The organism is Ruminococcus sp. OM06-36AC (assembly GCF_003438725.1).
In the GTDB taxonomy this organism is placed as follows: domain Bacteria; phylum Bacillota; class Clostridia; order Oscillospirales; family Ruminococcaceae; genus Ruminococcus_C; species Ruminococcus_C callidus.
The window spans coordinates 110,933-123,633 of sequence record NZ_QSTT01000002.1; the positions used below are offsets into that span (position 1 = coordinate 110,933).

Consider the following 12,701-nt stretch of genomic DNA (forward strand, 5'->3'; position numbering starts at 1 on the left):
GAAAAGGAGTTCCCTCATGAAATTTGGCTATTTTGATGACGCAAACAAAGAATACGTCATTCAGAATCCGAAGACTCCGTACCCGTGGATCAACTACCTCGGTACACAGGAGTTCTTCTCTCTGATCTCTAACACCGCAGGCGGCTATCACTTCTATAAAGATGCCCGTCTTCGCAGAATCACCCGTTACCGTTACAACAACGTACCGGTAGACATGGGCGGTCGCTACTTCTACATCAAGGACGGCGAAACCGTATGGTCGCCGGGCTGGTCGCCGGTAAAGACAGATCTGGACGCTTACACCTGCCGTCACGGCATGGGCTACACCGTGATCTCCGGTAAGAAGAACGACATCTCCGCAGAAGTGACTTTCTTCGTACCCCAGAACTACAACGGCGAAATCCAGAGTCTGGTTCTGAAGAACGAGGGCAGCGAGGCAAAGACGATCAAGCTGTTCTCCTTCATTGAATGGTGTCTGTGGAACGCACAGGACGACTCCACCAACTTCCAGAGAAACTTCAACACCGGTGAAGTGGAAATCGAAGGCTCTACCATTTTCCACAAGACCGAATATAAGGAACGCCGCAACCACTTCGCATTCTACACTGTAAACGATGCGATCGACGGTTACGACACCGATCGGGAAAGCTTCCTCGGTCTGTACAACGGCTTCGAAAATCCGCAGGTCGTTGCAGCAGGCAAGGCTTCCAACTCCGTAGCAGACGGCTGGTCGCCGGTGGCTTCCCACTATAAGGAAATCACACTGGCTCCGGGCGAATCCAAGCAGCTGATCTTCATTCTGGGCTATGTAGAAAACCCGAAGGATCAGAAGTGGAACGCTGACGGCAGCATGAACAAGTCCCGTGCATACGAGATGATCGAACAGTACAACACACCGGAAAAGGTTGCTGCTGCACTGGCTGAACTGAAGGCAATGTGGGACGCTCTGCTGTCCAAGTACAGCGTCAAGACACCGGACGACAAGATGAACCGCATGGTCAACATCTGGAACCAGTATCAGTGCATGGTTACCTTTAACATGTCCCGTTCCGCTTCTTACTTCGAAAGCGGTATCGGCCGTGGTATGGGCTTCCGTGACTCCAATCAGGACCTGCTGGGCTTCGTACACCAGATCCCGGACAGAGCAAGAGAGCGTCTGATCGATCTGGCTTCCACACAGCTGGAAGACGGCGGCTGCTATCACCAGTATCAGCCTCTGACCAAGAAGGGCAACAACGAGATCGGCGGCGACTTCTCTGACGACCCGCTGTGGATGATCCTGTCTGTAGCTGCATACATCAAGGAATCCGGTGACTACTCCATTCTGGACGCTATGGTGCCGTATGACAATGACGAATCCAAGGCAAAGACCATGATGGATCATCTGGAAAAGAGCTTCTTCCATGTGGTAGAAAATGTTGGTCCTCACGGACTGCCGCTGGCAATGCGTGCAGACTGGAACGACTGCATCAACCTGTCCTGCTTCTCTGATGAGCCGGGCGAATCCTTCCAGACCTCCACTTCTCCGAAGTACGGCGAGGATAAGTATTCCAAGGTTGCAGAATCTGTCATGGTTGCTGCTCTGTTCACCTATGCAGGTCCGGAATATGTGGCAATGTGCAAGAAGAAGGGCGACGAGGCTGGTGCTGCCAAGGCACAGGCTGCCATCGACCAGATGAAGAAGAATATCATGGAATACGGCTGGGACGGCGAATGGTTCCTGCGTGCATATGATGACTTCGGCAAGAAGATGGGCTCTCACGAATGTGAAGAAGGCAAGATCTTCATCGAACCGCAGGGCTTCGCAGTTATGGGCGGCTGCGGTAAGGAAACCGGTGCAGACCTGAAGGCTCTGGAGAGCGTAGACAAGTACCTGAACTCTACACACGGTCTGGTTCTGAACCAGCCGGCATTCACCAAGTACTATATCGAATACGGTGAGATCTCTACTTATCCGGCAGGCTACAAGGAAAATGCTGGTATCTTCTGCCACAACAATGCATGGATCATCTGTGCAGAAGCATTTGTTGGCCACGGCGATAAGGCATTCGAATACTACAGCAAGATCGCTCCGGCATATCGTGAAGAAAAGTACTCCGACCTGCACCGCACCGAGCCGTATGTATACGCTCAGATGATCGCAGGTAAGGACGCAAAGCGTCACGGCGAAGCAAAGAACAGCTGGCTGACCGGTACTGCTGCATGGAACTTCGTAGCAGTTTCCCAGTACATTCTGGGTGTAATTCCGGATTGGGACGGTCTGAAGATCGATCCGTCGATCCCCCACGAATGGGACGGCTTCACCATTTCCAGACAGTTCCGCGGTGCAACCTATGATGTCACCGTCAAGAACCCGAACCACGTTTGCAAGGGCGTTGTATCGGTAACTGTAGACGGCAAGGCAATCGAGGGCAACGTACTGCCGGTATTCAGCGACGGCAAGAACCACGCAGTAGAAGTGGTTATGGGCTAAGCTGAGTTTCCCTGAGATAATATATCCCTATTTCCTTTTCAAAAAGAGGGACTGCCATTTTTCGTGGCAGTCCCTCTTTGTTTTTAGGCAATACCGCACAAAGATTGTGCGACAGATGCGTGCAGGAAGATACGAAACAGGCTCTGAAGGAAAATTTGCAAGCAGATGGCGTGTAAAGTCGCCAGACGCTCTTTGTGCGGTATTGCCTTTATTCACACGCATGAATTCCACGGACACGCCGCTGAAAACTGCCGGTGTTCTCCCGTTTCGGGATCGGAGAATTCCAGCGAATCGCAGTGCAGCATGTGGTGGGGAAACTGTTCGGAACTGGTGCCGTACAGCCGGTCGCCGGCGAGAGGATACCCCAGATATGCCATGTGTACCCGTATCTGGTGGGTGCGTCCCGTTTCCAGCCGCAGGGAAAGCAGCGTGTAGGTGCCGTCGCTCCGCAGCGGCGTGTAATGCGTCACTGCGGGCTTGCCCTCCGGACGGACACACCGGCACAGCACGGAACCCTCTGCTCTGCCAATGGGAGCATCTACCGTGCCGCCGGTGGAAAGTTCCCCGCAGACCAGTGCCAGATAGGTCTTTCGGGTGCTGCCCTGTAGCTGTCCCGCGGCGTAGGCGGACTTGGCAACCAGACAGATGCCGCTGGTGTCGCTGTCCAGCCGGTATACCGGACGAAAGGGCAGCTGCGGAAACTGTGCCGCAAAGACGTTCCCCAGCGTGTCCCCGTGGTGTCCCTGTGAGGGGTGCACCGGCATGCCGGCAGGCTTGTTGTAGACAATGTAGGAATCTGTTTCCCCCAGCACAGGGACGGCTGTCGCAGAGGGGGCGAGGGCGGAGGGAACTTCGCAGTCGGTGAGCACGATCTCGTCCCCGAACTGTACCATGTCAATGGTGCGGATCTGTCTGCCGTTGCAGCAGATGCCGTTGGGGAGCCGCTTCAGCCGTACCAGCATGCGGTGGGAAACACCCTTGTGCCGCCGGAGAAACTGCTCCGCGGTCATGGGCTGGGGGAGATGCATGGTGAACCGGAGTTCAGCCAAAGAAACCACGTCCTTTCGCATAAAAATGAAAATCGGGGGAAAAATAGGCGTAGTAGAATTCGTAAGGTAACACCGCACTGATGCAGTGTTTCCATAGAGAGGAACCGTCATGCAGATTCGTCAGAACCAAAGCTTTTCCGCCCAGACGCTCCGCACCCACCGGCATTTGTTCTGGGAGTGCTGGGGCGTGGTGATGCTGGGCGTGCTCCTGTGGCTGCTGGAACTTTTCGCAGCGGCACTGCTGCTCCGGATACAGGACACTCCGCCGGCATCTCTGCTCACGGAGCAGGCAGTGCTGTGGCGGATAGTGCAGGCATGCTGGCTGGTGCCGGCGTGGCTGGCGTGGACGGTCTGCGGCTGGCGGCTGTGGTATCACTGTACCGGAGCCGTATCCCTGCTGCCCCGCTGCCGTCCGGCAGGAACCGGAAAACGGCTGGTGCTGGCGTTGCAGAACACCCTGCTGCGGACGCTGCTGCTGCAAACCGTGACGCTCTGCCTGTTCGGGGCATACCAGCTGGGGCAAACCGCCGCCCACCGCACAGAGGGTGCTCCGTATCTGTTCTGGGCGGTGCAGCTGTTGGTGCTGGGGGTGCTGTGTCTGCTGGGCTGGGTCTATGTCTGTCTGGGGCTGTGGTGTGTGCCCTTTGTCTGCTTTGCCCGTCCGGAACTGCCGCCTTGGAAAGTGCCCGTTGCCGCCATGCAGATCATGCACGGTGGTCGGCGGGAACTGCTGGCACTGCTGGGGTGGTATGCTCTGCAAATGCTGCCGCTGGTGACGCTCCCGTGGGTGCTGCCGAAAGCGGTGCTGTCGGTGACGGTGTTCTGCAATCTGCGGTGCCGTCTGTGGTGTGATGCCATAGCAAACGGCACATACCGGTCGTTGCCCCGATATGTGCCGTCTGACAAATGAAAGGTGGAGAAGATGTCATTCGCTCCTATTGTTCAAATTTGCGTTTTCCAATAGGACGTTCAGCTTTTCCACGAGTGCCTTGCACTCGGCAATAGAAACCTCACCGCCGCCAAAAGAGAGCAAACCGCGGATCGGCATATATTTCATCATGGCTTCCATCATGTCTGCGGTGCTTTCGCCCATGGCGTTTTCATCGGAAGAACCGCTGGAAATGCCGAATGCACCGGCGTATTTTTCCAGTTCCTTGTCCGCATGGGGAATCCGCAGCACGTCGCCTATGGTCGTGTTCAGTGTGATCTCCGCGGGGAGTGCTTTCTCCCCGTGAATGGTAAGCATTTTTTCTGTAGTCAGGTGGTCGGAGGAGTTGCCCGCTGCCAGCAGATACCTGCCGGTTTCTACTACCCAGCGTTTTTTCTGGGTACAGTAGTAGGCAAACGCACTGTTGGCGTGGAGGGTGAATGTCACCGTTTTGGTTTCGTGGGGAGCCAGTTCCACCTTTTCGAAGTCCCGCAGCTCCTGCACCGGACGCTGTACCGAGTCGGTCTTGGTCTGGGGCAGTACATACAGCTGTACCACTTCTTTTCCGGCACGGTCGCCGGTGTTGGTCACGTCCACAGAAACGGTGATGACATCATGGGACTGGTACTCGTCCTGTGCCGTCCGCAGATTGGAAACGGCAAAGGTGGTATAGCTCAGTCCGAATCCAAAGGGGAACAGCACCGGCATTTTCTTGGTGGTGTAGTACCGGTATCCCACGAAAACGCCTTCCCGATATTCGGTCACGTCCCCCTCGCCCTGATATGCCACATAGGACGGGTTGTCCTCCAGCTTTATGGGGAACGTTTCCGCCAGATGACCGCTGGGGTTGACATCGCCGTACAGGATCTGCACTGTGGCACCGCCCACTGCCTGCCCGCAGAGGTACGCTTCCAGTACACCCCTGACCTGATGCAGCCACGGCATTTCCACCGGCGAGCCGCCGTGCAGGACAACGACTGTGTTGGGGTTTGCCTCTGCCACGGCTTCGATCAGGGCATTCTGGCAGTCCGGCAGCCGCATGTGCTCCCGATCGTAGCCCTCGGACTCAAAGGTGTCCGGCAGGCCGGCAAATACCACGGCAACTTTTGCCGCCTTTGCCGCAGCCACTGCCTCTGCCATCAGGTCTTCCCGTACCACATCGTCCGAGGTTTCATAGCCCTTGGCGTAGAGGACGGGGTAGTCTGCCGCCATTTCCAGTGCAGACTCCACCTTGTGGCAGTTGATATGAGAACTGCCGCCGCCCTGAAAACGGGGGCTTTCCGCAAACTTGCCGATAAAGGCAGCGGTTTCGGTTTTCGAAAGCGGCAGGATATGGTCTTCGTTTTTCAGCAGCACCATGCACTGGGACGCGATTTCCCGTGCCAGTTCGTGGTCTGCATCGCGGTCGAATACTGCATCAGGATTCCGTCCGTCCAGATACCGCTGGACAATTCGCAGGATACGGGTGACGGCTCTGTCCAGTACGGCTTCCGGCAGTCTGCCGCAGCGAACCGCCTTGACGATTTCTGCATCCCGCATGCCGAAAGAGGAGGGCATTTCCAGATCCATGCCGGATTCCAGGTCAGCCACGCGGTCGTTGACGGCACCCCAGTCGCTGACCACAAAGCCGTGGAAATTCCACTCGCCCCGCAGAATGTCCGTGAGGGCTTCTTTGTTTTCGGCGGCATAGACTCCGTTGATGCGGTTATAGGCACACATCACCGTCCACGGCTTCGCCTTGCGAACGGGACGTTCAAAGGCGGCGAGGTAGATTTCCCGTGCCGTGCGTTCGCTCATCTCGGAGGAGCTGCTCATGCGGCGGTGTTCCTGATTGTTGGCATAAAAGTGCTTGATGCTGGTGCCCACCTGCTGGCTCTGTACGCCCTGAATGAACGATGCTGCCATTTCGCCGGCAACGTAGGGATCTTCCGAGTAGTACTCGAAGTTTCTGCCGCACAGGGGCGAACGCTTGATGTTGACTGCCGGCCCCAGCAGAACGCCGACATTTTCCGCCTGACACTCGTTGCCCAGAGCCTTGCCCATGCGTTCCACCAGACCGCGGTCAAAAGAGGACGCGGTGGCACAGCCCGCAGGGAAGCAGACCGCCTTGATGCTGTCGTTGATGCCCATGTGGTCGCCGGTTTCGTCCTGCTTTCGCAGACCGTGAGGCCCGTCGCTCATCATCATGGCGGGGATCCCCAGCCGTTCGATGGCCTTGGTATGCCAAAAGTCGCCGCCGGAACAAAGGCTTGCCTTTTCTTCCAGCGTCAGCTGCTGTAACAGTTCCGGAATATTCATGTGTCGTATTACCTCCTATTGTTCCATGAAAGCAAGGGCACTTTCCCATGCTTTTTCGTCTGAATACACAAAAAGCGTGTTCGAATCCGCTTGATTTTTGACACTTTTATTGTAACACATTTCGAAACAAATAGCAAGAGGAAAATTGCAATTTGGGGGGCGGAATGCCGGTGCAGGCGAAATTTTTGGCGGTTTGCTGTGAACGGGCAGGCGGAATCTGTCTAATATCCACAAAAATCAAGGAAAGTTCTGGAAACCGACACGAAGTCTATTTTGTGTGAAAAAACGCCCTTGTGGTTTTCAGCGGTTTTTCAGCATGGTTTCACGAAACGAACACATTGGGCGTGTATACTAAAACCATGCTCAAAGAGAGCATGTAACATCCTCTGACCACTTCGCGTACACCCCGATGCGAAGTGGACAAATCCCCAATAATCCCTATATCATAGCAAAAAACGTCCCTCACCCCGGGGCGTTTTTTGTTTTTGGCGGTGTTGCCGCTATTGTTGTAACAGCTAAAATTTATGTTGCAGAAAAATAAGCCTCTCCTGAAAGGGGAGGGGGACCAGCGAAGCTGGTGGAGAGGTTTTGGTGAAATCTTTTTTATGTGTTAAACTTTTCCTCATATTGAAAAATGTCATAAAAAGATTTTACGAAAAACCCCTCCACCGCCTAACGGCGGTTCCCCTCCCCTTTCAGGGGAGGCTATCATGAAAATTGATTTTCGTGTTCCCTATAGACTTTTCTATAAAATTGTGCTATAATAGGAATATTCTCAAAGGAAACGAAAGGACTTTACTTCATGAAACGTGTGGTTTTTCTCGCTGCGGCGGCGGCAACGCTGGTGCAGTTTACAAAATATGACCTCACTGCCCTCCAGACGCTGGGCTGTGAGATCCACATGGTCTGCAACATGCAGGAAGGCAACATCTCGCAGGCAGCCCTGCAGGAGTACAACCAGATGTTCCCCCAGCTGCACTGGCATGACCTGCCCTTTTCAGACAGTGCGGGAGCCGTTCGCCGGAACCATGCCGCCTATGAAAAGCTGGTGCCGCTTCTGAAAGAACTCCAGCCCGATCTACTGCACTGCCGTGGCACCATTGCCGGCTGGTACGGTCGCCGTGCCGCACAGGAACTGCAAATACCGGTGTTCTATACTGCCCACGATTTCCGCATTTTCCACGGCTGCCTGCTGGCAGAACGGCTGTGGTTCTCGGCGGTGGAGCGAAAATACCGGAAACAGACCAGCCGCTTTTTCGCCGTCTGTCCGGAAGATGCCGCCTATGCCAGAAAGCACCTGAATCTGGAGCAGGTGACCGAACTGCCGGACGTGGGGCTGGACTGCGACAAGTACGCCACCCCTGCCCGCACCAGAGAGGACATACTGCGGGAACTGCACATTCCGCAGGAAGCCACCGTGCTGCTGTCTGTGGGAACACTTCGCATGCAGAAGCGGCTGCGGGTGGTGATGCAGGCAATGACACGGCTGCGGACACAGGAACAGCTGCACTACGTCATCTGCGGCGAGGGGCCGGATATGGTGTTTTTGCAGAAGCTGACGGAAAAACTGCATCTGGAAGAACGGGTGCACCTGCTGGGCTACCGCACGGATATTCCCGACCTGCTGGGGGCGGCGGATATTTTCTGTATGCCGTCCCGTCGGGAGGGCTGCGGCATGGCGGCACTGGAAGCCATGGCAGCCGGTCTGCCGCTGATCACCGTCCGGAACCACGGTACAAAGGTCTACGCCGAAAAGGGTGAGAGTGCCTTTTGCCTGAAAGGCGATCTGGTTACAAGCTGTGCAGATGCCATTGCACAGCTGGCAGAGAATAAGCTGCTCCGCCGGCAAATGGGTGCCCACAACCGTGCCGCAGCAACGGCATTTTCTGACAAGGACAGAATGATGCAGCTGCGGGCGTATTATCAGGAAGTATTGCCGTAACATTCCGCGGTGTGTCTGCATAGGATAGGAACAGGAGGAGAAAGCAATGCCTTCAGAAAAACCTGTCCGACCGCTGCACACGCTGGCATACGGCGAAACGGCGGTGATTACCAGTATGTATCTGCACGGGGCGATCCGGCAGCGGTTACAGGATCTGGGCTGGATCACCGGCACAGCCGTCCGCTGTCTGCACACCGCCGGTGGCGGAGATCCTACCGCATACGCGGTTCGCGGCGGCGTGGTCGCCCTGCGAAAGTGCGATGCGAAAATGATTTTGGTACAATAGGAAAAACTGCACAGAGATCCGTTTTTGCTGGGATCTCTGTGCAGTTTTTGTGTTTTGCGGGGGGGATTGCCATTTGTGCGGTACGTTGCCTTAGGCGGCGAGGTACGAGCGAACTTGACAGCACATCACGCTCCCTGCTGCACCGCTTCTGCCAGTGCCCGCAGGTGTTCCTCGTCCTCCGGCTTGACGGCGGAGCGAATGGTGACGGTCGGCTCCAGCACAGTGATCTGCTTCATGGTTTCCAGCACTGCCCGCATGTTCTTTGCGGCACAGGGTGCCCATGAACCGTTTTCCACCAGTGCGACGGTGCGGTTCTGGAATGCCTTATATTGCAGGTGGAGCAGAAATTCTTCCATCGGCAGGAACACGCCGCCGTCATAGCTGGACGCAGCCAGCACCATGCGGTCATACCGGAACGCCTGTGCCACCGCTTCCGCCATGTCGCACCGGCACAGGTCGATGACTGTGACCTTTTCGCCCAGAGCCTTCAGCTGTTCTGCCAGATACGCCGTCGCTTTGGCAGTGTTGCCGTGAATGGAAGCGTGTGCCACCAGTACGCCCTTTTCCTCCGGCGTGTAGCTGCTCCACGTCTGGTACAGGTGCAGATAGGGTGCGAGGTCGCCGGTCAGCACCGGACCGTGCAGCGGGCAAATGGTCTGTATGTCCAGTTTTGCCGTCTTTTTCAGCAAGGTCTGTACCGGTGTGCCGTACTTGCCCACAATGTTGAGGAAATACCGCCGTGCTTCGTCTGTCCACGGCTCGTCCGTGCACAGTGCCCCGAACTTGCCGAATGCGTCCGCGGAGAACAGCACCTTTTCGGCAGACTCGTAGGAAGCCATGACTTCCGGCCAGTGCACCATTGGTGCCATGACAAAGTGCAGGGTGTGGGTGCCCAGTTCCAGCACGTCGCCCTCTTTTACAGCAAGCGTTGGATTTTTCGGGAAATTCCGGAAAAACTGCGGCAGCATGGCAAGTGCCTTTGCAGAACCGACCAGCGTCATTTCCGGATAGCGTTCTGCCAGAGCCTGAATGCTGCCGGCGTGATCCGGCTCCATGTGGGAGATCACCAGATAATCCGGAGCCGTGCCGTCCAGCACTTCCGCCGCCTGTTCCAGCCACTGCTCCGTGGCACGGGGGTCTACGGTGTCCAGCAGAGCCGTCTTTTCGTCCCGAATCGCGTAGGCATTGTAGGAAACGCCGTGGGGAACGGGGTACTGGTTTTCAAACAAATCAATCGTGGTGTCATCTACGCCGATGTAAAAAATCGAACTGTCAGGGGAAATCGGTTTCAGCATGGAAATACCTCCTCAAAAATCTGCACATCGCTTTCTTAAGGCAACACCGCACAAAGCTTGTGCGTAAGGTGCGTTGTCAGATTTTTCGGCAGATTGCATAGAAATTCCGCAGGCATACTTAATGTATGGCAAGGGATTTCTGGGCAATATGACGGAAAATCTGCACGCAGATTGCGTGCAAAGCCGTCAGGCGGGCTTTGTGCGGAGTTGCCTTAATGAGAACTGTTCTCATTTGTTTTAGTATAGCAGGTAGATACAGCCATTTCATGAAAATTTTCCGGAAATTTTGAGAATTGTGGGGCAGTGCGGGAGAAAAGGGGATTTCAAAGGAAACACTGCATAAAGCTTGTGCGTAAGATGCGTCGTCAGATTTTTTCGGCAGATTGCCATAGAAATTCCGCAGGCGGGCTTTATTCAGAGCTTGTGTTCATAGGAAATGTGTGCGGATTTTCGAGCAAATTTTGTTGCAGACAAGGCAAAAATTCGCAGGCATACTTGGTGTCTGGCAAGAATTTTTAACGCAGTATGCAGCAAAATTTGCCGAAAAGACGCAGGCAGATGCCTATGCACACAAGCTCTCAGTGTTTCCTCAAAATAAGGGCTTGCTTTTTTTTGCGGAATACGGTATAATAAGATGAATCAATATGTTTGCATGATGCAGGCTCTGAAAAAGAACCTAAGGGCAGCACCGCACAAAGCCCGCCTGACGGCTTTGCACACAGTCTTTGTACAGGACTGCCCGAACAAACGGGAGGATTATTAAATATGCCAAAATATGTATTTGTCACCGGCGGCGTTGTGTCCGGACTGGGTAAGGGAATCACCGCGGCTTCGCTGGGTCGTCTGCTGAAAGCCCGCGGCTATAAGGTCACGATCCAGAAATTTGACCCGTATATCAACGTGGATCCGGGTACCATGAGCCCGTACCAGCACGGTGAAGTATTCGTAACGGACGACGGTGCAGAAACCGATCTGGATCTCGGTCACTACGAGCGTTTCATCGACGAGAGCCTGTCGATCAACAACAATGTTACCACCGGTAAAGTGTACTGGACCGTTCTGAACAAGGAACGCCGCGGCGACTATCTGGGCGGCACTGTGCAGGTGATCCCGCACATCACCAACGAGATCAAGGACCGCATCTATCGTGTCGGCAAGGAATCCAACGCAGATGTTGTCATCACAGAGATCGGCGGTACCGTAGGCGACATCGAGAGCACACCGTTTCTGGAAGCGATCCGTCAGTTCGTCACCGAAGTGGGCAGAGGCAACGCCATGTATATTCACGTGACACTGGTGCCGTATATTGCCGGCTCCAATGAACTGAAATCCAAGCCCACACAGCACTCCGTCAAGGAACTGCTGTCTATCGGCATTCAGCCTCACGTGGTAGTCTGCCGGACAGAGCTGGAGATTCCGGAGGATATGAAGCGGAAGATCAGCATGTTCTGTAATGTACGGGAAGAAGACATCATCCAGAACATGACGGCACCGTCCCTGTACGAAGTGCCCATGATGCTGGAGAACGAAGGCCTGACAGACAGCGTCTGCCACCATCTGGGTCTGGAAAATCGGGAACCCGACCTCACCGAATGGACTGCCATGACCGAACGGCAGAAGCGTGCCGACAAGGACGTGACCATTGGTCTGGTGGGCAAGTATGTGGCATTGCAGGACGCATATCTGTCCGTGGCAGAGGCTCTGCACCACGGCGGTATTGTCAATGATGCCAGAGTGAAGATCCAGTGGATCGACTCCGAGAAGATCACACGGGAAACGGCTCCGGAAATGCTGAAGGACTGCGATGGCATTATCGTTCCCGGCGGCTTCGGCGACCGCGGTATCGAGGGCATGATCGAAGCCATTCGCTATGCCCGTCTGAACAAGGTGCCCATGTTTGGCATCTGTCTGGGCATGCAGATGGCAGTGGTGGAATTTGCACGCAATGTGGCTGGTTTTCCGGACGCAAACTCCTCCGAGTTTGAGCCGGACGGTGCACACAGTGTCATTCACATCATGGAAGACCAGAAAGACATTACCAACATGGGCGGCACCATGCGTCTGGGACTGTATCCGTGCAAGCTGACAGCGGGCAGTCTGGTACACCAGATCTACGGCGAAGACCTGATCTATGAGCGTCACCGCCACCGGTTTGAATTCAACAATAACTTCCGCAAGCAGCTGACCGAAAAGGGCTTGCAGATCGCCGGACTTTCTCCGGACGAACGTCTGGTAGAGATCGTTTCCCTGCCGGATCACCCGTGGTTTATCGGCGTACAGTTCCATCCGGAATTCAAGTCCCGCCCGAATAAGCCCCAGAAGCTGTTCGCTTCCTTTATCGGTGCGGCACTGAAAAAACGGAATCAGTAAGAGTACTGTGCGGCGTTTTTGAAAATGTTACGCAGCAGCTGAGGCTGATCCATACCTTTC

General features: G+C 55.0%; 8 protein-coding genes. 5 read left to right on the plus strand and 3 right to left on the minus strand.

Annotated elements, in window-relative coordinates:
- Positions 1-16 precede the first annotated feature (16 nt).
- Positions 17-2,473 (plus strand): glycosyl hydrolase family 65 protein, encoded by a 2,457-nt coding sequence (locus DXB92_RS02500; protein WP_117732223.1) that lies wholly within the window; start codon positions 17-19, stop codon positions 2,471-2,473.
- A 212-nt stretch (positions 2,474-2,685) separates the two neighbouring features.
- On the opposite strand, the gene DXB92_RS02505 is transcribed toward DXB92_RS02500, so the two are convergent.
- Positions 2,686-3,522, minus strand: coding sequence for an RluA family pseudouridine synthase (locus tag DXB92_RS02505; RefSeq protein WP_181976867.1), 837 nt, complete (start codon positions 3,520-3,522; stop codon positions 2,686-2,688).
- A 109-nt stretch (positions 3,523-3,631) separates the two neighbouring features.
- On the opposite strand from DXB92_RS02505, the gene DXB92_RS02510 reads away from it, so the two are divergent.
- The gene (locus DXB92_RS02510) at positions 3,632-4,432 is read left to right on the plus strand and encodes a hypothetical protein (protein ID WP_117732227.1); all 801 of its coding nucleotides are present in this window, start codon (positions 3,632-3,634) and stop codon (positions 4,430-4,432) included.
- Positions 4,433-4,447: 15 nt separating this feature from the next.
- Here the strand turns inward: DXB92_RS02510 and DXB92_RS02515 are convergent, their stop codons facing one another.
- Positions 4,448-6,748 (minus strand): glycoside hydrolase family 3 C-terminal domain-containing protein, encoded by a 2,301-nt coding sequence (locus DXB92_RS02515; RefSeq protein ID WP_117732228.1) that lies wholly within the window; start codon positions 6,746-6,748, stop codon positions 4,448-4,450.
- A gap of 802 nt (positions 6,749-7,550) precedes the next feature.
- Between DXB92_RS02515 and DXB92_RS02520 the strand changes: the two genes are divergently transcribed.
- Together DXB92_RS02520 and DXB92_RS02525 are read left to right on the plus strand one after the other, a co-directional pair.
- On the plus strand, positions 7,551-8,690 hold the full coding sequence (locus tag DXB92_RS02520; RefSeq protein ID WP_117732230.1) for a glycosyltransferase: 1,140 nt from the start codon (positions 7,551-7,553) through the stop codon (positions 8,688-8,690).
- Between the two features lie 46 nt (positions 8,691-8,736).
- Complete coding sequence (locus tag DXB92_RS02525; protein WP_021683543.1) at positions 8,737-8,976, plus strand: FeoA domain-containing protein; 240 nt, start codon at positions 8,737-8,739, stop codon at positions 8,974-8,976.
- A gap of 125 nt (positions 8,977-9,101) precedes the next feature.
- Here DXB92_RS02525 and DXB92_RS02530 read toward each other — a convergent pair whose 3' ends face one another.
- Positions 9,102-10,271, minus strand: a complete 1,170-nt coding sequence (locus tag DXB92_RS02530) for an MBL fold metallo-hydrolase (protein WP_117732232.1) — start codon at positions 10,269-10,271, stop codon at positions 9,102-9,104.
- 765 nt (positions 10,272-11,036) lie between these two features.
- Between DXB92_RS02530 and DXB92_RS02540 the strand changes: the two genes are divergently transcribed.
- Entirely contained in the window at positions 11,037-12,641 is a 1,605-nt protein-coding gene (locus DXB92_RS02540; RefSeq protein WP_021683540.1) for a CTP synthase, read from the plus strand.
- The last annotated feature ends 60 nt before the right edge of the window (positions 12,642-12,701 follow it).

Coding starts and splice junctions, on each gene's coding strand:
- DXB92_RS02520 (WP_117732230.1), top strand. CDS start 7,551: ATGAAACGTGTGGTTTTTCTCGCTGCGGCGGCGGCAACGCTGGTGCAG.
- DXB92_RS02540 (WP_021683540.1), top strand. CDS start 11,037: ATGCCAAAATATGTATTTGTCACCGGCGGCGTTGTGTCCGGACTGGGT.
- DXB92_RS02525 (WP_021683543.1), top strand. CDS start 8,737: ATGCCTTCAGAAAAACCTGTCCGACCGCTGCACACGCTGGCATACGGC.
- DXB92_RS02515 (WP_117732228.1), bottom strand. CDS start 6,748: ATGAATATTCCGGAACTGTTACAGCAGCTGACGCTGGAAGAAAAGGCA.
- DXB92_RS02510 (WP_117732227.1), top strand. CDS start 3,632: ATGCAGATTCGTCAGAACCAAAGCTTTTCCGCCCAGACGCTCCGCACC.
- DXB92_RS02530 (WP_117732232.1), bottom strand. CDS start 10,271: ATGCTGAAACCGATTTCCCCTGACAGTTCGATTTTTTACATCGGCGTA.
- DXB92_RS02500 (WP_117732223.1), top strand. CDS start 17: ATGAAATTTGGCTATTTTGATGACGCAAACAAAGAATACGTCATTCAG.